Consider the following 20,232-nt stretch of genomic DNA (forward strand, 5'->3'; position numbering starts at 1 on the left):
GTGCCCACGTGCAGACGAAGGGCTGCAGCCCGAGATCCGATGCCCCACGTCCGGACGTACTCGTCCCGGCATAGTTCACCGCCGACCGGGTTCACGGCATCCGGATCCGGCGCGAACGGTGCTGGAACCTGCTGGCTCCACGTGTCGGTCAGCCGGCGAGCTGGTCGCGGCGGCGGGTGAGGTAGGCCCGCTCCGCGGGGTTGCCGGCGAGACCGATGGCCCGGTCGTACGCCGCCCGCGACTCGCCGCCGCGCGCGAGTCGCCGCAGCAGGTCGGCGCGCGCGGCGTGGAAGGCGTGGTAGCCGTCAAGGACCTCGGCGAGCCGGTCGATCTCGGCGAGCCCGACCCCGGGGCCGTCGACCTCGGCGACCGCGACCGCCCGGTTGAGCCGCACGATCGGCGAGGGGTCGAGCAGCACCAGGCGGCCGTAGAGGGCGAGGATCGTGGACCAGTCGGTGTCTCGGGCGGATGGGGCATCCGTGTGAACCGCGTTGATCGCGGCCTGCAGCTGGTAGCGCCCGGGTGGGTCACCGCCGGCCGCCACCGCCTCGAGCCGCTCGCGAACCAGGGCGTTGCCCTCGGCGATGAGGGTGCGGTCCCATGCGCCGCGGTCCTGCTCGTCGAGGGTCACCAGCTCCCCGGTGCGGGACACGCGCGCCGGCCGCCGGGCGTCAGTGAGGAGCATCAGGGCAAGCAGGCCGGCTACCTCGCCGTCGTCCGGGAGGAGAGTTCGGAGCAGGCGGCCGAGGCGGATCGCCTCGTCGGTGAGGTCGACGCGCAGCGGGTCGTCCCCCTCGCTGGCGAGATAGCCCTCGTTGAAGACGAGGTAGACGACCGCGAGCACGCCGGCGAGCCGCTCGCGGATGTCGTCGGCCCAGGGCACCCGGTAGGGAATGTGTGCCGCCTTGATCTTTGCCTTGGCGCGGGTGATCCGTCGCGCCATCGTGGTCTCCTGCACCAGGAAGGCGCGGGCGATCTGGGGGACGGTGAGACCGCCGAGCAGGCGCAGGGTGAGCGCCACCCGTGCCTCCAACGAGAGCGCAGGGTGGCAGCAGGTGAAGACCAGTCTGAGCCGGTCGTCCTCGACCGGGCCGGTCGGCTCAGGAGGGGTGTCGTCGTACACGATCCGGGCCTCCTGGTGCTTGGCATCGCGCTGCGACTCGCGACGGAGCCGATCGATCGCCTTGCGGGTCGCGGTGGTGGCGAGCCAACCGCCGGGATTGGGCGGTACGCCCTCACGCGGCCACCGCTCTGCAGCCGCTACGAACGCCTCGGCCGTCGCTTCCTCGGCGACGTCGAGGTCGCCGAGACGGCGCGCGAGGCCGGCGACCACCCGCGCCCACTCCTCGTGGTGGACACGGGTGATCGCCTGCTCGACGGTGGGACCAGTCACGGCGCCAGCAGCGCTCGGACGGATTCCTCGGTTCGGAAGGGACGCACCTCGACCGTGCCGCGGCACGCTTTCGACCCCTCGCCGGCAAGCGCCAGGGCCACGTCGAGGTCGGCCGCCTCGATGACCCAGAAGCCGCCGAGGTGCTCCTTCGTTTCCAGGTAGGGCCCGTCGGTGAAGGCCGGCTTCTCGCCCTGCCCGTCGACGGTGGTGGCGGTCGTCGCGGGCTCCAGGCCGTCGGCGAAGACGAGGTGACCGTTTCTCTGGAGCATCTCGTTGAAGGCGCCGGTGTCGGCCAAGGCCTGCAGCATGGCCTCCTGGGAGGGGTAGGTGCCGAACTCGGTGCGCTCGGCCGGTCCGTAGACGGACAGCAGGTACCTGGGCACCGCGCTCACCTCTCCCCGGAGCCGTTACGCCGGGCCTGCCCGGGACCTCGGAACCGGTGCACCTCCTGCGGCCAGTCGAGCACGGTCGCGAGCCTGCCGGCCCAGTATCGCGCCGCCGCGTCGTCGGGCACGTCCACGACGGCGAAGCCGCCGAGGTGCTCCTTGGTCTCGACGTACGGGCCGTCGGTGAAGATGGGCTTGCCGTCGACCGGCTCGACACTGCACACCGCGGTGGACCGGTCCAGCCCGCCGTTGCTGAAGATCAGGACACCGTCGGCCTGCATCTCCTCGATCACGGCCCGGGCGGCCGTGGCCTTCTCGCGCACCTCCTCCGCCGTGTGGTCGGGCACCCACTCATCGTTGAAGGTGATCAGGTACTCCGTCATGGTCGTCTCCTCTCAGTCCCCGGACGAGGGCCTTTCCCGACTCCTCGTGTCCGGCGGCCCGGCAGGCCGCCGCACACTGGTTCCACGAACGGCTGCGCCTTGATACGACACCATCCCGGAAACTCCTTCTCAAGGCAGCCCCGGCGTAGTGACTGAGGAAAGGATCGACCTCCGTCCTTCGAAACGGACACTCGCCCGCTTGACTCCCCGGCCAACCGCGAGCAACGACGTCGGCGAGGGGGGCCCCGCGCAGGGGAGGGGCCTTCCAAGGTCGCCGCGTGTCGTCAGTCGACCAGCTCGGCGAATTGGCGCAGCTGCCGTGGGCCGCCGGAAACGAGCAGAGTGGTGATCACGGTCTCGCGCCACTGCTGCAGCTCGTCCTTGATCTTCGCGGTCGGCCCGATCAGGGCGATGTCCTCCACCAGTGCGGTGGGCACGGCGGCGATGGCCGCCGGCTTGTTGCCCGCAAGGTACGCCTCGGTGATGATGTCGCACTCCCGCTCGTACCCGAGGCGGGCGATGACATCCCGGTGGAAGTTGGTCGACTTGGCACCCATGCCGCCGACGTACAGCGCGACGAACGGCCGGATCCGATCGGCCGCCCGCTCCACGTCATCGTCGACGACGATCGGCACGGTCGCGGCGATCTCGAACCCGTCCGGGCTGCGGCGGGCGCCCGTTCGGGCGAAGCCCTCGGCCAGCGCGGCGCGGTAGAAGCCGTCCGCCTTGGGGGAGAAGAACAACGGCAGCCAGCCGTCGGCGATCTCGGCGGCCAGCGCCACGTTCTTCGGCCCTTCGGCGGCGAGGAAGATGGGGATGTCGGTGCGCAGCGGGTGGACGGTGGACTTCAGCGGCTTGCCCAGGCCGGTGCCGCCGCGATGCGGCAGCTGGTAGAACTCACCGTCGTACTGAACCGGGCCGCTGCGGGCGAGGACGGCGCGGATGATCTCGATGTACTCCCGGGTGCGGGCCAGTGGCCGGGGGTAGGGCTGGCCGTACCATCCCTCCACGACCTGCGGGCCGGAGGCGCCGAGCCCGAGTATGAACCGGCCGCCGGACAGGTGGTCGAGGGTGAGCGCCGCCATCGCGGCGGCGGTCGGCGTGCGGGCCGACATCTGCATGATGTTGGTGCCCAGCCGCACGCGGGAGGTGCTGGCGCCCCACCAGGCGAGCGGGGTCAGGCAGTCCGACCCGTACGCCTCGGCGGCCCAGACGGAGTCGAAGCCGAGGCGGTCGGCCTCCGCTATGGCCTCCGTGGCGCCGGCGGGTGGGCCGGAGGACCAGTAGCCGGTGGTGTACCCGAGTTTCATCGCGCGGCCTTCCGTGTCACGGGGCGATGCCGTCGGCGGCGAGACCGGCGACGACCGCTTCGCTCAACGTGGTGACGGCGGAAAGTGGGCGGACCATGACCGTGAACTCGTCGATCAGACCGTCGTCGCCGAGCTGGAGCAGGTCGAGGCCGTGGATCTGCTTGCCGCGCACGGTCGCGCGGAAGATGAGGATGTGCGACTCGACCGGCCGGCCCGCCGGGCCGACCTCGGCCTCGCCGGCCAGCTGCCCGACGTACCGAAAATCCTCGAACGTGCGCAGGAGCACGCGGAGGAGCCCGTGGACGGCCTGCGCCCCCTCGAACGGCGTGAACTTCACCGGGCTGAACAAGCGCACGTCCGAGCTGAACAGCCCGTCGAACGCGCCCAGGTCCCGGGCCTCGACGGCGGAACGGAACCGCTCGATGGTCGTCACGGCGGCCTCCCTATAGTCAACAACAGGAGTAGTCATATCACTGACTATGCAGCGAGGGAAGTGGGAGGTGTGACCGATGGCGTTGCGCCACGCGGTACTGGCGGCACTGCTTGACGGCGAGTACAGCGGGTACCAGCTGGCCAAGACCTTCGATGTGTCGCTGTCGAACTTCTGGTACGCGGTGCCCCAGCAGCTCTACGCCGAGCTGGCCAAGCTGGAGCGCGAGGGGCTGATCACCGGCCGACAGGTCATCCAGCACGACCGGCCCAACAAGCGACTGTTCACGGTCACCGACGCCGGCCTCGCGGAGCTGGCCGCGTTCGCCGCGACGCCGTCGAAGCCGTCGTCCATCCGGGAGGACCTGCTCGTCATGGTCCAGGCCGTCGACCGGCTGGACCCGGCCCCGGTCATCGCCCAGCTCGAGGAGCGCGCGGTCACGGCCGCAGCGAAGGTGGAAATCTTCGACCGGATGCTACAGCGGATGCGTGGCGAGCTGGACGAGGAGACGTTCCTGTGTGCGGGCGACCGGATCGGGCCGTACCTGACGTGTCTGCGCGGCCGCCGGTTCGAGCAGGAGAACCGCGAGTGGTGCGAGCGCGTCGCGGCGCTGCTGCGCGCCCGGGCGCCGCTGCCGGGCTGACCCGGGGAGACGGCGCTCAGCACGACGTTCCAGTCCTGTTCGGACGCCGCCCGCAGCGCCTCGGCCGCACGACGGGACGGGCCATGACCGTCGGCCCGCCCCGGGGCGGACTACCGGTAGTTGGGCTGGTCCAGCGGGCCGCGCTCCGGCCGCGGCGCTGTGAACAATGTAACCAACAGGGGGCTTGACGCCGGTAAATCTTGTTAGGATTCCGCATTTCTTCATGCCGCCACCATTGAAGAAGGGGTCCGTCCAAATGCAAATCGTGGACACCGCGCGCTATCCACTGGCCGAACCGGGCAGCGACGCATGGGAACGCGTCGTTTCCCGAACGCGCACCGAACTGCGCGAACTCGGGTGCAGCGTGCTGCCGGAGTTCATTCTGCCGAGCAGCCGGGAGGCGCTGCGGCGGGAAGGCGCCGGGGTCGCCCCGCTGGCGTACTACGACGTTGAGGAGACCAACGTCTACAACATCGCGTTCGACGACGACCTGCCGGCCGAGCACCCGGGCCGCATCGTCATGCAGCGCGGCAACGCGTTCGTCGCGCGCGACCGGATCCCCACCGACAGTGTCATCCACCGCCTCTACATCGACCCGTCGTTCGTGCGCTTCGTCGCCGCCTGCTTCGAACTCCCGGAGCTGCACGAGCTCGCCGACCCGCTGTCCGGCCTGGTGCTCAACGTCGTGCAGCCCGGCATGGAGCACCCGTGGCACTTCGACACCAACGAGTTCACCGTCAGCATGCTGACCCAGGAGCCGGAGGAGGGCGGCGTCTTCGAGTACTGCCCGAACATCCGTTCGGCGGGCGCGGAGAACTTCGGCGCCGTCCGTTCGGTGCTCACCGGCGCCGACCGCTCGCCGGTGCGGGCCCTGACCCTGCGCCCCGGTGACCTCCAGCTGTTCAAGGGTCGGTACGCGCTGCACCGGGTGAGCGCGGTGCGCGGCGCCACCGCCCGGCACTCAGCGATCTTCGCCTACTCCGAACGCCCCGGCGTGATGGGCAGCGTCGCCCGTACGCGGCAGCTGTTCGGCCGGGTCCTGCCCGCGCACCGCGACGCCGAGCGCAATGCCGTGCGAGTCGACCAGTTGCTGGACTAGTAATCGCGAGGAGCCGCCCCCGTGCGTTTCGACCGGACCGGAAAAGTTTCCCTCGACGGCATCTACACGCAACCCGATCCCCGCGCCTATTTCACCACCCTGCGTGAGCTCGACTATTACATTCCCCAACTCGCCAAGCCCTATTTCCAACAAATCATCGGGCAGTACCGTCAATCGCGGCAGGTGGCCGTCCCGACCGTCGTCGACGTCGGCTGCTCCTACGGCGTCAACGCGGCGCTGCTGCGCTGCGACGCCACCATGGACGACCTGTACGACCGCTACGCCGGCGCCGAGTGCACCCGGCAAGCGCTGCTGGAGCGCGATCGCGAGCTGGTCCGGGCGCACCGGTCCCCGGCCCGGTTCGTGGGGCTGGACGTCTCCCGGCCGGCGTTGGGGTACGCATCGGCGGCCGGGTTCCTCGACGACGCCGTGCAGGCCGACCTGGAGGCGCGCGAACCCACCGCGCGGCAGCGCGCCCTGTTCGCCGGTGCCGACATCGTGATCTCCACCGGATGCCTCGGCTACGTCACCGGCCGGACGCTCGTGCGCGTGGTCGAGTCCCGCCGGGACCGGCTGCCGTGGATGGCGCATTTCGTGCTGCGGATGTTCCCGTTCGAACCGATCGCCGACAGCCTCGCGGCCCTCGGTTACGACACGGTGCGGGTGGACCGGACGTTCCGGCAGCGCCGTTTCGCGTCCGACCGGGAACAGCGGCAGGTGCTGGAGACGATGTCCGCCGCCGGCGTTGATCCGGAGGGTCTGGAGACCGACGGCTGGTTGTACGCTCAGCTCTACGTTTCCCGGCCCATCGGCACTCCCGACCCCTTGACCTTTGACGTTGACCAGTCACTGATGCAGAAGGCCGCCCGATGAGCAGCGAATTCCAGGAGACCGAGTGAGCACGTTCGAAAACGAGGACACGCTGCCGCGGGTGCCGATGCCCGCGCTGGAGGACACCTGCGCCCGGTTCCTCGAGTGGTCTGCGCCGCTGCTGACGGAGGAAGAGTTCGCCGACACCGAGGCCGCGGTGCAGGAGTTCGGGCGGGCCGACGGTCCGGGGCCGAAGCTGCACGCCGATCTGGTGCGGTACAACGCGGATCCGGCCACGCACAGCTGGTTGGACACGTTCTGGCCGGCGCGCTATCTCGGTCGCCGGGACCGGATCGCGTTGAACGCCAACTTCTTCTTCCTGTTCCGCGACACGCCGTTGCGCGGGTTCGCCGAGCCGCAGGTGGAGCGCGCGGCGAGGCTCATCGCCGCCGCCGTGAACTACAAGACCCAGCTCGACGACGAGCGCATCCCGCCGATCGTGACGCGCGGGCAGCCGTTGTCGATGGAGCAGAACAAATTTCTGTTCTCGACCACCCGCATCCCGGGGTCGGTGCAGGACACCGTCCGAGCGCCGTACAGCGACGAGATGCCGGGCCCGTCGACGGCGCGGCACATCGTGGTGTTCCAGCGCGGCAACGCGTTCCGGATGGACGTGGTCGGTCCGGACGGGCGCCCGTACTCCCTCGACGACCTGGCGGCCGGCCTGGGTGAGGTGCAGAAGGCCGGTGCCGCGCCGGCCGCGACGGCCACCGCGGCCGGTCATCTCACCACGATGGCCCGGGCCGAGTGGGCGGCGGCCAGGGGCCGGCTGGCGGCACTGGATCCCGGTAACGCCGCGGCGCTGGACACCATCGAGACGGCGCTGTTCTGCGTGTGCCTGGAGGACCTGACGCCGGCCGACGACCTGGCGGCCTGCGACCAGCTGCTGCACGGCGACAGCGGCAACCGGTGGTTCGACAAGGCGGTGTCGCTCATCGTGTTCGCCGACGGCACGGCCGGCATCAACGTCGAGCACTGCGGGCTGGACGGCACCACCATCCTCAGCTTCGTCGACACGATGCTCACCGCGTCGCCCGAGGAGCACGCCGCGCAGTCGGGTGCGGCGGCGCAGGGGGTGCCGGCGATCGAGCCGGTCACGTTCGTGCTCGACGACGCGCTGCGGGCCGACATCGCCGCCGCGGCACGGTCGTTCGCCCACTACGGCGCGGACACCGCCACCGTGACCCTGTCCTTCGACGAGTTCGGGGTGGACGAGGTCAAACGGCTGCGGATGTCGCCGGACGCGTTCGTGCAGGTGGCATACCAGCTCGCGCACAAGCGGGCCAAGGGCTTCATCGGCGCCACCTACGAGTCCATCGCCACCCGCCAGTACCTGCGGGGGCGGACCGAGGCGATGCGCGTCGTCACGCCCGAGGTGCTGCGGTTCGTGTCCACGATGGACGACCTCGCCGCGTCACCCGACGAGCGGCGGGCGGCCTTCCGGGCCGCGGCCGACAAGCATGTCGAACGGGCGAAGCAGTGCCAGGCCGGTGCGGCACCGGAGCAGCACCTGTGGGAGCTGCAGCTGATCCAAAAGCGGCGTGGGGCGGCGCTCGGCGTGCCCGAGTCGTCCCGGCTGTACGAGACGCCGGGGTGGCTCAAGATGCGCGACGACTACCTGAGCACCAGCTCGGCGCCGTCGACCAGCATCCGCTACTTCGGGTTCGGGGCCACCAGCAGTCGCTGCATCGGGATCGCGTACGTGCTGCTGCCGGACCGGTTCAACCTGTACCTCAGCACCCCGCGCCCGGTCGCCGGGATGATGTACACGTTTGCCGACCGGCTCCGCGAAGCGTTGCGTGAGCTGCGCGACCTGCTCGACGAGCGGTAGCCCGGGTCACGGGTCCGCCGCCGGCCGCTCGATCTCCGCGACCTGGTGATCGGCGTGGCGGCGGATCCGGTCCCGCAGCGCGTCCCAGGTCTCGGCGGCGAGCCCGCGATAGATCGCCCGGCGTCGTCGGCCAGCACCCGGCGGTGCGCGGCTGGCAGGCGGTCGAGGACGAAGCCGGCCGCGGCGTCCGTGGACCGGATCCCGCCCGTCGCCAGGGTGGTCCGGATCCGGGCCACAGCTAGGGCCTGCCCCCGGGTTGTTGATCCCTGCCGCTCCGCACGCACGTGTCGGTTCCGCCGAGGCCGACGCGGCACGAGACATGACGACGGTGACACATGGTGGGACGTTGATTACAAGGGGTGTCGCGCAGGGGGGCGGTGCGGCTACCGTGACCACGGCATCGATTCATGTACCTAGATCATTCGGTCAGGAGTGACGATGACGACGACCCCCGCCGTGGACCTTCCGTTCCTCGACATCACCGCGCCGGACTTTCGGTTCGACTCTCCCGCGGTCGCTGCGGCACGCGAGGCGAACTGGTGTGCCATGACGCCGATGGGACTCATCGTGCTGCGCCACGCCGAGATGCACCAACTGCTCCGCGACCCGCGGCTGGCGCAGAGCGGCGAGCGCTACCTGGAGCTGATGGGCATTTCCGACGGACCGCTGTACGACTGGTTCGTGCCGATGATCCTGCACCAGCGCGGCGCCGACCATCTGCGCCTGCGGCGACTGGTCAGCAAGGCGTTCTCGCCACGGATGATCGAGGGCTTGCGGCCGTTCATGCGTGACACCGCGACGAGTCTGACCGCGGCGATCGCCGCGCGGGGCGAGTGCGAGTTCATGGCAGATTTCGCCGACCCGATGCCGGTGCGGGTGATGTGCGCGCTGCTCGGCGTCCCACCGACCGATTACGAGTTGTTCCGCCGCTGGTCGACCGATGTCGGACTGGTCTACAGCTTCACCCTGCCGCAGCTGCGTACGCGGGTGGAGGAGGCCGTCGTGGGGCTGCGTGCGTACGTCGACTCACTGATCGAGCAGCGCCGCGCCGAGCCGCGGGACGACCTCCTGTCGGCGCTCATCACCGCCGAGGAAAGCGGGGACCGGCTCAGCACTGAAGAATTGCGCAACCTCGCCCTGACCCTCGTGTTCGCCGCGCACGACACCACCCGTAACCAGCTCGGTCAGGCGCTGGCGACGTTCAGTGAGTACCCCGACCAGTGGCGGCTGCTTGCGAAGCGCCCGGAGCTCGCGCCACAGGCCGTGGAGGAGGTCATGCGATGGGCGCCGGCGGTACCGACGATCTTCCGGTTCCCCGTCGAGGACCTCGACGTGCACGGTGTCCACGTCCCAGCGGGCACCTTCCTGCTGCTCGGCACGCACGCCGCCAGCCGGGACCCGCTCGCCGTCGACGACGGTGACCGCTTCGACATCACGATCCACCGGCAGGTGCCGCACCTGACCTTTGGCGGTGGACCGCACTACTGCATCGGCGCACCGACCGCCCGCGTCGAGATGGCCGAGTCGCTGATCGCGCTCAGCAGTCAACTGGCGCCGCCGTCGATAGCCGGCCCCGTCACCTGGCGTCCGCCCACCGCCATCCATGGACCCGAGAGCCTGCCGCTCCGGTTCGGGCGGGGTTGAGCATGCACCGCGCCTGGATCGTCGGCGGCACGGCCGTCGCGCTGCTCGGTGCCGCGACCATCGGGGCGGCACGGGCGGCGGTCGCCAGGATCGAACGCAACCCGGACCCGTTGCCGTACGACCGGCTTGCTCGGGAGCCCCAGGGCGAGGAGGTGCTCGTCCCGCGTCCGGACGGAACGGTGCTGCGCGCGATCGTGACCGGGGACGGCCCGCCGGTGGTGCTCGCCCACGGATACGGGGCCTCGCTGCTGGAGTGGAACGTGGTGTGGGACACCCTGGTCGCCCGCGGTCACCGCGTCATCGCCTTCGACCAGCGCGGCCACGAGCGCTCGACACTCGGTTCCGCCGGTACCGGCTCGAAACCCATGGCGGCGGACTACGCCGCCATTCTGGAGCACTTCGACGTGCGTGACGCCGTGCTGGTCGGCCACTCCATGGGTGGGTTCATCGCGATCCGTGCTGTGCTCGACCACCCCGAGCTGGCCCGGCGCCTGCGCGGCCTGGTGCTGTTCGCTACCTGGGCTGGCCGCATCCTCGACCAGGCACCGCAGAACCGGCTGCAGATTCCGCTGCTGGAAACCGGACTTCTGCAGCGGCTCGCGCGCACTCGTGCCGGTGGTGTGCTGTTCGGAGCCGCGCAGTGCGGCACCCGGCCGTCGCCGGCCATGATCTCCGTGTTCCGGGACGTGTTCGTCCGTCAGAGCCACCAGCCGCTCATTCCGATCGTGCGGGCCTTCAGCCGAGAGGACCGCTACCCCCGGCTGAGCGAGATCACCGTACCGACCGTCGTCGTGGTGGGCTCGGCGGACCGCACGACTCCCACGAGCCACTCACACCGGCTCGCCGCCGGCGTGCCCGGAGCGCGGCTGGTGACCGTGCCCGATGCCGGACACCTGCTCAACTGGGAGGCGCCCGATGTCCTCGTCGAGGTCATCTCGTCACTCCAGCAGTAAGCACCCACGCGGCCGACCGGACCCGTGATCCTGGTGGTGAAGGACTGCCGGCGCGGGTCCTGTCGTACCTGGTCAGCCCGCGGCTCCGGCGAGGTGCGGACCTTACGATAGCCGGCGTCCGGATCTGCCGCTGATCACGCGAGCTGCCTGGCTCCGCTGCCGTCAATCCATGTACCCGCTAGCACTGGTCATCTCACAGGTGGAAGACGTGGCAGCCACGGAGGATGCTGATGTCGGCGTCGGACTCGGGCCAGGCGATCAGCGGGTGACCGTGAACGGCCAGGTCGGGGGGTAGCGGGTCCATGCTGGATCAACGGCCAGCTAGGCCGCGACCTGCGGCGCATCGCATTCGCTGACGAAGTCTCACAGCTCGTCGGTGTCGAGCCGTTCCGGCGGCCCGGTGAGACCGAGACGCGCCAGGGCGCGATGTGCGATCGGCAGGGGCTTACTGGTCGACGTTCCGGCTTCTCGCTGCGCGGCCGTGCCGACGTGAGTGCACGGAGGCTCGCGACTCAGCTCACCGTTCGGCCGCGATTGCCGCGATGGCGGCGTGTGGCCGACGAGTGCCTTCGCCGGGCCGCTGCAGGCGCTCAACTTCCGTGAAGCCGGCTTGCGCCAGTCGTTCGGAGAACTCGTCGACGGGCCAGCGATAGGCGGTCATGACCTTGTGGTCGAAGGCGGCGACCTCGTCACCTACGAAGAGACCAAGCACCAACGTTCCGGCCGGGGCCATTACTCGCCGGAACTCAGCGAGCACGCCGTCGAGATCTTGCGGCGGTAGATGGACCAAGGAGCCCCAGGCCAGGATGCCGGCGATGGAGTGGTTGACAACGGCGAGATCTTCCATCGACCCGAGTTGGTAGCTACCGCTCGGGTGGGCTGCCTGCGCATGGGCGATGAACTCGGGGACGATGTCGATTCCCGTTGCGTTGACGCCCAGCGAGCGAAGGTAGTCGGTGATATGGCCAGGCCCACAGCCCAGATCGAGCACCGGGCCGGGTCGGCGCGCCAGATGTCGCCCGATGAAGGCGAGGTCGTCGACGTGTACCTGCTGGCTTGTACCGAACAGCTCGATGTAGAGCTCGGCGACGGACGCATATGCCTGCCGGACCTGCTCCATGTTCACCACGCGACTATATGGCTCTCGGATTGGCAGAGCAGGCCGGGCCAGCACGGGGACGCGCGTCGATTCTCGCGGTGCCCGCATCCGGCGATCCGCCATCGTGGCCCACCGCGACCGGCAACAGCGATCGGGTGTACGCACATGCCGCTGCCACAGCGCCCGGGATCCCGCGCGGCGCGGGATCCAAGGAGATGCCGGATCCGCTCCCTGCCTCTTAATGCACTGCACCGCATAACAGTGCGCTCTTGTGCCGCCGGCAGCCCGACAACCAGCGGTGACAGCAATAGGGGCCGGGTCCGGCGGGTTACCTTCGGGCGGTGTGAGATCGATCGCCCGTGGGAAGGCCCGGCGAGCCCGAGATGTTGTCCGACACGTGCCGGATACGGATGTGGTGGTTGTCGGGGCCGGGCAGGCGGGGCTGTCCAGTGCGTACCACCTGCGCTCCTCCGGTCTTGACTTCGCTGTCCTCGACGCCGACGCGGCGCCCGGCGGGGCCTGGCAGCACCGGTGGCCGACGCTGCGCATGGCGACCGTGCACGGCATCTTCGACCTGCCCGGAATGCACTTCACGCCTCCACGGCCGGACGAACCGGCCGCCGAGGCGGTGCCGGCCTATTTCGCGGCCTACGAGAGTGAATTTGGCATCGACGTGCAGCGGCCGGTGGCCGTCACGGCCGTCCGGAACGCCGGCGACGGAGGACTCCTCGTCGAAACCGACAAGGGCACCTGGACCACCCGGGCATTGATCAACGCGACGGGAACGTGGACGAGGCCCTTCGTGCCGTACTACCCCGGCCAGGAAACGTTCCACGGGCGGCAGCTGCACACCGCCCACTACCGGGGACCGGCGGAATTCGCCGGGAAGCGGGTGGTTGTCGTCGGGGGCGGAACGTCGGCCGTGCAGCTCCTGGTCGAGATCGCCGACGTCGCGGCTACGACCACCTGGGTCACCCGCCGCCCGCCGGTGTTTCGGGACGGGCCGTTCACGCCGGCCTACGGACGCGAGGTGGTCGCCAAGGTGGAGGCACGCGTACGCGCCGGCCTGCCCCCGGGGAGCATCGCCAGCGCGACCGAGCTGGCGTGGACACCGCAGCTGCTCGAAGCTCGGGAACGCGGCCTCCTCCGACGCCGGCCGATGTTCGACCGGATCGTCCCCGACGGCGTCCAGTGGCGCGACGGCACGGCACAGCACGTCGACATCATCCTCTGGTGCACCGGCTTCCGGCCGGCGCTCGACCACCTGGCCCCGCTGCGGCTGCGCGGGCCCCGCGGCGGCATCGTCGTGGACGGCACCCGGGTGGTGGCCGATCCCCGGGTCCACCTGGTGGGCTACGGGCCGTCTGCGAGCACGGTCGGCGCGAACCGGGCGGGGCGGGCAGCGGTCCGTGAGCTGCGCGCGCTTCTGGTGGCGCCCGCCCCCGCCTGACCGGGTGGCGACGGTGGATCCGTCTGTGGTGAGGGTCGGCGTCCGCCGAGGCGCCGCAGGGTCGCCTCGGCGGTGACTTGCTCGGCTTGGACCTATCTACCGACTGACCATGCTGGGGTCGGTGCCGCGCCGGCCAGTCATAGTCGTGGGGGATGTTGCTGTTCTCGCGCTGCCAACCGATCGCTCCGTCGTACTGCTCGCGCATGATGTTGCCCAGGAAGCAGACTCGTAAGACTGCCGGCGCGCTGACGGATCACTACCCCGACGCCCGACCGGTTTGGCATCGGTGATCCGCAAGCCGGCAGCACAATCACGCCAGGCCCACTCGGAACCGCTACGTCCCGGGCCGGCCTACAGGGTCGAAGTAGGGCAGCAGTCCTCGAAGGCCCCGATCACCCTTTCCCACCGTGCGCGACGGGGAACGACTGACGGGTCGCGGGCCGTGGCTCGGTCAGGGGATCGCGGTAGATGACGTGGCTGTCCATTATTGGTGCCATGACATCGGTAGGCGGCCAGCGGGTGAGGGATGCGGACGGTCGAGCGCACAGTCCTGTGGAGCAGCGACTGATCGAGTCAGTCGCCTCCGGCGAGGTGCTCGATCTGGCCGGTGACGGGCCGGTCGACGAGGCAGCGATGCGGTCCTGGGGCGAGGAGCGGACGATCTCGGCTTCGGTCATCCGTGAGCTCGTCCGCGGCCGTCTGGTCAGCGAACCCGACCCACACGGCCTGCGGCTACGCGGAGCCCGGATCGCCGGTCAGATCGATTTGGAGAACATCACCAGTGACCTGGCGCTGGAGCTGCGCGACTGTTTGCTGCCCAGCGGCTTGAATCTCCGCAAGGCCCAACTGTTGGCGGTTGCCTTGACCGGGTGCCGCATCGAGCAAGCGGCAGATTCGGACGACGCGCCAGTCGACGCCACGCGCTTTGCCGCGCGGGTGCTCTCCCTCGAAAGGAGCACCGCCACCAGCGCGAGCGAGCAAGGCACGGTTCGGCTGCTCGCTGCCCACATAGGAACAGTGGACTGCAGCGGAGCGCGGCTTGAGAGCACCAGCGGACCCGCCCTCGACGCCGACGGCCTCCAGGTCGACCAAAGTGTGTTCCTGCGCGACGGGTTCACCGCCACCAGCGCCAGTGAGCGAGGCACGGTCCGGCTACTCGGTGCCCACCTCGGCGGCCAACTCAACTGCAGCGGAGCGCGGCTGCAGAACACCACTGGACCCGCCCTCAACGCCGACCACCTCCAGGTCGACCAGGACGTGTTCCTGCACAATGGGTTCACCGCCACCAGCGCCAGCGAGCAGGGCACCATCCGGCTACTCGGTGCCCGCCTCGGCACATTGGACTGCAGCGGGGCGCGGCTGGAGAACACCGTCGGACCCGCCCTCGAAGCCGACCACCTCCAGGTCAACCGGGACGTGGCCCTGGACGCCGGGTTCACCGCCACCAGCGCCAGCGAGCTGGGCACGGTCCAGCTGCCCGGTGCCCACATCGGCGGCGTCCTGTACTGCAGCGGGGCACGGCTGGAGAACACCGCCACCGGACCCGCCCTCAACACCGACGGCCTCCGGGTCGACCAGGACGTGCTCCTGGACGGCGGGTTCACGGCCACCAGCGCAGACGGCCAGGCGGTGCTGGTGCTAACCGGTGCGCGGATTGGCGGGACTTTCCGCCTCGACACCGACCGAGCTACGCACATGGCACCGAACCAGGGATCGCTGATCGAGTTGGACGGGCTCACCTACAGCGGGCTGCCGCGGCCAGCGTCACTGTCGCGCTGGCTGACCGTGTTGCGCGAGCACACCCCCGGCTACGCCGCCCAGCCCTACCAGCACCTCGCCGCCGCTTACCGCGCCGCCGGCCACGACCGCGACGCCCGCACCGTTCTCATCGCCCAACGCCGCGACCAGATCGAGCGCGCCGGACTGGCCACCTCTGAACGCGCCTGGGGTCGCCTCACCGGCATCACCCTCGGCTACGGCTACCAGCCGTGGCGTTCCCTGCTCCTGCTCCTCGCCACGCTTGCGACCGCAGTCACCCTCAGCGTCACCGCCGGCCACCATGGCGGCCTCGCCGAAAAGCCGGCGATCACCGGAGCAGTCGCAGTCACCGCCTGCACCACCATCGACCAGATCGGCGTAGGCCTCGACCTCGGCACCCCACTGATCAAAACCGGCGCCGGCGACCGCTGCCAACCCACCCACACCCCCGCCGGCCAAACCCTCACCATCGCCAGCTGGTTCCTGCAACTGCTCGCCTGGACCTTCGCCACCCTCTTCATCGCCGGCTTCACCAGCGCAGTCCGCAAAACCTGACCCATGTCACGCTGAGCCACCAACGCCAAGGGAACTCGCTCGGATCAGATACGCCCTACTGCCAGTCAAGCGCCACACTCTCGGCGGCAGCACCAGCCCAAGGTCAACAAAAACCCGGCTCCGCGCCGCGACCTGAACCGCCCCGGATCTTGTAGAGACTTCCCCGCTTGGGAAGGATCGAGAGGTGGCAGGAACGAAGCCGTATCCGCAGGAGCTGCGGGAGCGGGCGGTGCGGATGGTCGCGGAGGTGCGGCCGAACTACGAGTCGGACTGGGCGGCGATCACGGCGGTGGCGGCCCGGCTGGGGATCGGCACGGCCGAGACGTTGCGTAAGTGGGTCCGGCAGGCACAGGTCGATGATGGCTGGCGGCCGGGGGTGACGTCGGAGGAGTCGGCGGAGCTGAAGCGGCTGCGTCGGGAGAACGCCGAGCTGCGTCGGGCGAATGAGATCTTGAAGGCCGCGTCGGCTTTCTTCGCGGCCGAGCTCGACCGGCCTACGACACGCTCGTGAGTTTCGTCGACGAGCATCGGGACCGCTTCGGTGGAGTCGAGCCGATCTGTCGCGTGCTGCGTCAGCACGGGCTGCAGATCACCCCGAGCGGTTACTGGGCGGCCAAGAAGCGTCCGCCGTCGAAGCGGCAGGTGCGTGATGCGCAGCTGACAGAACTCATGCGGGAGATCCACTCGGCGAACTACGGCGTCTACGGAGCCCGCAAGATCTGGCACGAGCTGCGCCGCCAAGGGCATCCGACGGCCCGGTGCACGGTCGAGCGGTTGATGCGTGATGCTGGCCTGGCCGGTGTCGTGCGGGGCAAGAAGATCCGCACCACCACCGCCGATCCGGGGCATGAACGGGCCGCCGACCTGCTCAACCGGGACTTCACCGCCGCCCGGCCGAACCGGTGCTGGGTCGCGGACTTCACCCACGTCGCCGCCTGGTCCGGCGTGGTCTACGTCGCGTTCGTCGTTGACGTCTACTCGAGGGCGATCGTGGGTTGGTCCGCGGCGACGAACAAACGAACCCCGCTGGTCCTGGCCGCCCTGGACATGGGGCTGTGGCGCCGTGACCGCGCCGGCCAGCCGGTCGGGGCGGGCCTGGTACATCACAGCGATGCGGGCAGTCAGTACACGTCGTTCCGGTTCACCACCCACCTGCTCGATGCCGGTATCGACGCCTCGATCGGCAGCGTCGGTGACGCCCTGGACAACGCGCTGATGGAGTCCACCATCGGCCTCTACAAGACCGAGCTGATCAAACCCCGGGGCCCGTGGCGAAGCCTCGCCCAGGTCGAACTGGCCACCGCCGAGTGGGTCGACTGGTACAACAACCAGCGCGTGCACTCCGCCATCGGGCACGTCCCGCCGACCGAGTACGAATCGATGTTCTACGCTCAACCCCAGCCCCGTGAGGTGGTTGGAGCCAACAGCTGAGGTCTCCACAGAACCCGGGGCGGTTCATCCCGCCTCATGCGGTCAGCCGGGACAGTCTGCCTAACGCAGGTCCGCCCTGCGGGTACGAGGCGAGCGACCCGACGACAGTGGAAACGGACGGTGACGAGCGCGCTCGCGGACACCGCGCTTTGTCAGCGGCGGATGTGCGCACGTGATCATGGTCTAGTGTCATGCCAGTCCAGCGGGCCTTGGCGTGCCAAAGGCGAGGGCCAGGATAGCGTGCCTGCGGTGCCTCGAACCGCGTTACCCGAGGAGTCAGTGCTGCGATGACGGCAGGGCGACCGATGCCCACACAGGACGACGTGCTCGGGTACTTCAACACGCTGTCGAACTGGGGACGGTGGGGCGACGACGACGAACTCGGCACTCTGAACCACATCACCGACGACGTCCGGCTGGCGGCGGCGCGGGCCGTGCACCACGGCAGGAGCGTGTCGTGCGCATGGGAGGTTGCCGTACCGGAGGACATGGAGCGGTCGACGACGACGTGCCCGTGCGCCGCCGACATGCCGGGTGCCGAGGACATGCCGGTGCCTGAATTCCGCAACGACCGGCGCTGGGGCTTTTCGTCGGAGCGGCTCGGCATCACGTTCCACGGCAACACCGTCACCCACGTCGACTCGCCGTGCCACATCTTCTGGGACGGCACGATGTACAACGGACGGTCGCACTCGTTGGTCGGCGCCGCAACGGGATCGGCGTGGGCGGCTGTCACGGCGGCGGCGAACGGGATCATCACGCGTGGTGTCTTGCTGGACATTGCGAGGGTTCGCGATGTGCCGTGGTTGGAACCGGGGCAGGGTGTGTTTCCCGACGATCTCGAGGAGGCCGAGCGTCGCCAGGGTGTGCGGGTGCGATCCGGCGATGCGGTACTCCTGCGGACCGGCTATGGGCGCGTCCGGCACGAGGCCGGTGCGGCCAGCGGTTTCACGCAGGCCGGCTGGCACGCGTCCTGCCTGCCGTGGCTGCATGAACGGGAGGTCGCGCTGATCGGCGCTGACACCCCCCAGGACGTTCAGCCGTCGGGGTACGAAGACGTGTTGATGCCGGTTCACGCCGTGAGCCTCGTCGCGATGGGTCTGTGGCTGCTCGACAACTGCGACCTGGAGGTGTGCGCGACGACGGCTGCCGAGCTCGGCCAGTGGGACTTCCACCTCGCAGTCGCGCCGGTCCGCTTCGCCGGTACGTCCGGCAGCCCGGTCAACCCGATCGCCACATTCTGACCGCGGTCCACGAGGGGTGCTATGCAATGAAGGACCCGGCCCGCACCTGGAACGGCACAGTTGTCCTGAGGATCATGGAAAAGCAGCGCACTGCCGACAGGTGGGCCGCCTACATCAAGCAGCTCCAGGAGGGCGCCCCGATCCTGGGCACGGAGGCTGCCCCAACCCGGCCTGGCCGTCTCGACCTGCGGGGCATGGGGGCGCGGGCCGGCCCGCCGTCGCGGGCTCGGGCCACGCGGATCAGGGTGGTGACGTTGGTGTCGGGCTGCGGCAGGACTCGTGCAGGTGTTCGTACATGTCCGTGGGCGATCACGCGGACAAGGGTGACTTTCGATCCCTTGTGGACGCGTGGCTGCTCGTCCGACCTATGGGCGTAGATACAGTCCGCGGGCTGGTGGCGGGGTTGGCTCGCTGGGGCGGAATCGCCAGGAGATGGTGTCCGAGGTGGCGATCGCGGTGAGGATGATGACGGCCACGACGGCGATGTAGATCGGTGGCAGGAACGCGATCGCGGGCGCCAGCGCGACCAGCACGAGTAGTCCGATCACCCGGGAATACGCGACGCGGCTGAAGGACAGATAGTCGAGTCGGGCGCGGCCGGCCAGGTAGATCGCTGGTCCACAGAGGATGACAGCGGACCAGACCAGGTTGGGTTCGGCGAACGGGTGGGTGATGATGATTTCGTCGCCGACGGAGCTGAGTACGATGCCGGCGGCCATGAGCAGGTGGGCGTAGGAGGCAGAGCGGCTGAATACGGCGGGGCTGGTGCTCGTTGCGATCACGGCCGGGAGGAGCAGCCCTGCCCGGTAGAAGTAGATCCGCCACAGCAGCGTGGTGATGGCGAACGCCAGCACGAAGGCGGTCACGCGGTCCCGGTCGAAGCCGAAGGCGGCGAACTGGCCGCCTGAGGCCAGGATCGTTTCGCCGAACGCGACGATCATGATCTGCTGGTAGCGTTCGGCGAGGTGCTCCGCGTTGACCGTCTGCGTGGCGATCCGGGCCGGGCCGAGTTTGGGCAGCCGGAAGTCCAGCCGGCTCATGGTGTAGCCGAGGGCCGCCGCGGCGAGCCAGATCACCACTCGGGCGGTGCCGTGGGTGAATGCGCCGGCGATCCACAGCGTCCCGGAGAAGCAGGACCAGATGAGCTGTTGCAGGGAGCCGATCGCCACCTCTCGGCCGTGCAGTGCGACCGTGACGAAGAGGGCGCGGCTGACCTGGATGATGACGTAGGTGGCGGCGAAGATCATGCCATCGTCGCCGAACGCCTCAGGTGCCGCACCCGCCATGATCAGGGTGCCGAGCATGATGGGGATGATCACTAGCTGGATCGCGGGCTGGGCGGGGTTGAGGCGGTTCGTGGTCCAGGCGGTGAAGACCCAGACCCACCAGAACGCCGCGAGCAGGATCACGGTGTGCAGGGCGCCGAGCCAGGTGAGGTCGTTGAACAGGGTGTGCGAGAGCCGGGTCAGCGCGAACACGAGGATCACGTCGAAGAAGAGTTCGACGTAGGTGGCGCGCTGCGGCTCGGCGTGATCCCGCAGCAGTTCGCCCGTCTTCCCGGCGGTCATCGGCACGCCCATCCTGTCGGCTTTGCGGCGTTTGCACGTCAGTCGTACCACGATGGTGGTGGCCTAACCCGGCGTTGCGCCCGCAAGGTGCTCGGGACGGCGGGTGGCCCAGCCTTCTGGGGCGTCGAGCTCATCGCGGGCCGGTTGCGACGGATGGCAGAGTCGGCCGAATTTGCCGCAACGAC

Annotated in this window: 17 protein-coding genes and 1 pseudogene; 10 read left to right on the plus strand and 8 right to left on the minus strand. The window is 69.6% G+C overall.

Features of this window, described 5'->3' with window-relative positions; genetic code table 11:
• Window positions 1–148: 148 nt before the first annotated feature.
• The 5 genes from GA0074696_RS23890 to GA0074696_RS23910 form a co-directional block, all read right to left on the minus strand.
• Window positions 149–1,393, minus strand: coding sequence for an RNA polymerase sigma factor (locus GA0074696_RS23890; RefSeq protein ID WP_088963170.1), 1,245 nt, complete (start codon window positions 1,391–1,393; stop codon window positions 149–151).
• A complete protein-coding gene (locus tag GA0074696_RS23895; RefSeq protein WP_231925132.1) occupies window positions 1,390–1,785 on the minus strand; it encodes a YciI family protein in 396 nt (131 codons plus the stop codon). Before GA0074696_RS23895 ends, GA0074696_RS23890 begins: the two co-directional genes overlap by 4 nt.
• Window positions 1,782–2,162 (minus strand): YciI family protein, encoded by a 381-nt coding sequence (locus tag GA0074696_RS23900; RefSeq protein ID WP_088963171.1) that lies wholly within the window; start codon window positions 2,160–2,162, stop codon window positions 1,782–1,784. Before GA0074696_RS23900 ends, GA0074696_RS23895 begins: the two co-directional genes overlap by 4 nt.
• Before the next feature lie 284 nt (window positions 2,163–2,446).
• The gene (locus tag GA0074696_RS23905; protein WP_088963172.1) at window positions 2,447–3,472 is read right to left on the minus strand and encodes an LLM class F420-dependent oxidoreductase; all 1,026 of its coding nucleotides are present in this window, start codon (window positions 3,470–3,472) and stop codon (window positions 2,447–2,449) included.
• Window positions 3,473–3,488: 16 nt separating this feature from the next.
• A complete protein-coding gene (locus GA0074696_RS23910) occupies window positions 3,489–3,905 on the minus strand; it encodes a nuclear transport factor 2 family protein (protein WP_088963173.1) in 417 nt (138 codons plus the stop codon).
• A 76-nt stretch (window positions 3,906–3,981) separates the two neighbouring features.
• Between GA0074696_RS23910 and GA0074696_RS23915 the strand changes: the two genes are divergently transcribed.
• The 4 genes from GA0074696_RS23915 to GA0074696_RS23930 all read left to right on the plus strand — a co-directional run bounded on the left by GA0074696_RS23915 (window position 3,982) and on the right by GA0074696_RS23930 (window position 8,345).
• Window positions 3,982–4,545, plus strand: coding sequence for a PadR family transcriptional regulator (locus tag GA0074696_RS23915; protein ID WP_088963174.1), 564 nt, complete (start codon window positions 3,982–3,984; stop codon window positions 4,543–4,545).
• Between the two features lie 256 nt (window positions 4,546–4,801).
• Window positions 4,802–5,644, plus strand: coding sequence for a HalD/BesD family halogenase (locus GA0074696_RS23920; protein WP_088963175.1), 843 nt, complete (start codon window positions 4,802–4,804; stop codon window positions 5,642–5,644).
• A 21-nt stretch (window positions 5,645–5,665) separates the two neighbouring features.
• Window positions 5,666–6,517 (plus strand): class I SAM-dependent methyltransferase, encoded by an 852-nt coding sequence (locus GA0074696_RS23925; protein ID WP_088963176.1) that lies wholly within the window; start codon window positions 5,666–5,668, stop codon window positions 6,515–6,517.
• A gap of 22 nt (window positions 6,518–6,539) precedes the next feature.
• On the plus strand, window positions 6,540–8,345 hold the full coding sequence (locus GA0074696_RS23930) for a choline/carnitine O-acyltransferase (protein ID WP_088963177.1): 1,806 nt from the start codon (window positions 6,540–6,542) through the stop codon (window positions 8,343–8,345).
• Window positions 8,346–8,485: 140 nt separating this feature from the next.
• Here the strand turns inward: GA0074696_RS23930 and GA0074696_RS32670 are convergent.
• Window positions 8,486–8,680, minus strand: a pseudogene (locus tag GA0074696_RS32670) (aminoglycoside adenylyltransferase domain-containing protein); the annotation flags it as partial.
• 103 nt (window positions 8,681–8,783) lie between these two features.
• On the opposite strand from GA0074696_RS32670, the gene GA0074696_RS23940 reads away from it, so the two are divergent.
• Window positions 8,784–9,989, plus strand: a complete 1,206-nt coding sequence (locus GA0074696_RS23940; RefSeq protein WP_088963178.1) for a cytochrome P450 — start codon at window positions 8,784–8,786, stop codon at window positions 9,987–9,989.
• Window positions 9,990–9,991: 2 nt separating this feature from the next.
• Window positions 9,992–10,942 carry an alpha/beta fold hydrolase gene (locus GA0074696_RS23945; RefSeq protein WP_088963179.1) on the plus strand — a complete coding sequence of 317 codons (951 nt, stop codon included), beginning with the start codon at window positions 9,992–9,994 and terminating at the stop codon, window positions 10,940–10,942.
• 517 nt (window positions 10,943–11,459) lie between these two features.
• Here the strand turns inward: GA0074696_RS23945 and GA0074696_RS23950 are convergent.
• Entirely contained in the window at window positions 11,460–12,068 is a 609-nt protein-coding gene (locus GA0074696_RS23950; protein ID WP_088964767.1) for a class I SAM-dependent DNA methyltransferase, read from the minus strand.
• A gap of 316 nt (window positions 12,069–12,384) precedes the next feature.
• On the opposite strand from GA0074696_RS23950, the gene GA0074696_RS23955 reads away from it, so the two are divergent.
• The 4 genes from GA0074696_RS23955 to GA0074696_RS23970 all read left to right on the plus strand — a co-directional run bounded on the left by GA0074696_RS23955 (window position 12,385) and on the right by GA0074696_RS23970 (window position 18,479).
• On the plus strand, window positions 12,385–13,491 hold the full coding sequence (locus GA0074696_RS23955) for an FAD-dependent oxidoreductase (protein WP_269458690.1): 1,107 nt from the start codon (window positions 12,385–12,387) through the stop codon (window positions 13,489–13,491).
• Window positions 13,492–13,959: 468 nt separating this feature from the next.
• Entirely contained in the window at window positions 13,960–15,804 is a 1,845-nt protein-coding gene (locus GA0074696_RS23960) for a hypothetical protein (protein ID WP_157746097.1), read from the plus strand.
• A 184-nt stretch (window positions 15,805–15,988) separates the two neighbouring features.
• Window positions 15,989–17,235 (plus strand): IS3 family transposase gene (locus GA0074696_RS23965; RefSeq protein WP_456238168.1). Its coding sequence is split into 2 segments (ribosomal slippage): window positions 15,989–16,271 and window positions 16,271–17,235, totalling 1,248 coding nucleotides; the frame shifts between segments, so codons are not numbered across the junction.
• Between the two features lie 323 nt (window positions 17,236–17,558).
• Entirely contained in the window at window positions 17,559–18,479 is a 921-nt protein-coding gene (locus GA0074696_RS23970; RefSeq protein WP_231925133.1) for a cyclase family protein, read from the plus strand.
• A gap of 365 nt (window positions 18,480–18,844) precedes the next feature.
• Here GA0074696_RS23970 and GA0074696_RS23980 read toward each other — a convergent pair whose 3' ends face one another.
• Window positions 18,845–20,047: a low temperature requirement protein A gene (locus GA0074696_RS23980; protein ID WP_157746098.1), complete on the minus strand. Its 1,203-nt coding sequence runs from the start codon at window positions 20,045–20,047 to the stop codon at window positions 18,845–18,847.
• Window positions 20,048–20,232: the final 185 nt, after the last annotated feature.

It is taken from the genome of Micromonospora purpureochromogenes, from assembly GCF_900091515.1.
Taxonomy (GTDB): domain Bacteria; phylum Actinomycetota; class Actinomycetes; order Mycobacteriales; family Micromonosporaceae; genus Micromonospora; species Micromonospora purpureochromogenes.

Coding starts and splice junctions, on each gene's coding strand:
- GA0074696_RS23905 (WP_088963172.1), bottom strand. CDS start 3,472: ATGAAACTCGGGTACACCACCGGCTACTGGTCCTCCGGCCCACCCGCC.
- GA0074696_RS23980 (WP_157746098.1), bottom strand. CDS start 20,047: ATGACCGCCGGGAAGACGGGCGAACTGCTGCGGGATCACGCCGAGCCG.
- GA0074696_RS23945 (WP_088963179.1), top strand. CDS start 9,992: ATGCACCGCGCCTGGATCGTCGGCGGCACGGCCGTCGCGCTGCTCGGT.
- GA0074696_RS23900 (WP_088963171.1), bottom strand. CDS start 2,162: ATGACGGAGTACCTGATCACCTTCAACGATGAGTGGGTGCCCGACCAC.
- GA0074696_RS23940 (WP_088963178.1), top strand. CDS start 8,784: ATGACGACGACCCCCGCCGTGGACCTTCCGTTCCTCGACATCACCGCG.
- GA0074696_RS23960 (WP_157746097.1), top strand. CDS start 13,960: ATGACGTGGCTGTCCATTATTGGTGCCATGACATCGGTAGGCGGCCAG.
- GA0074696_RS23920 (WP_088963175.1), top strand. CDS start 4,802: ATGCAAATCGTGGACACCGCGCGCTATCCACTGGCCGAACCGGGCAGC.
- GA0074696_RS23915 (WP_088963174.1), top strand. CDS start 3,982: ATGGCGTTGCGCCACGCGGTACTGGCGGCACTGCTTGACGGCGAGTAC.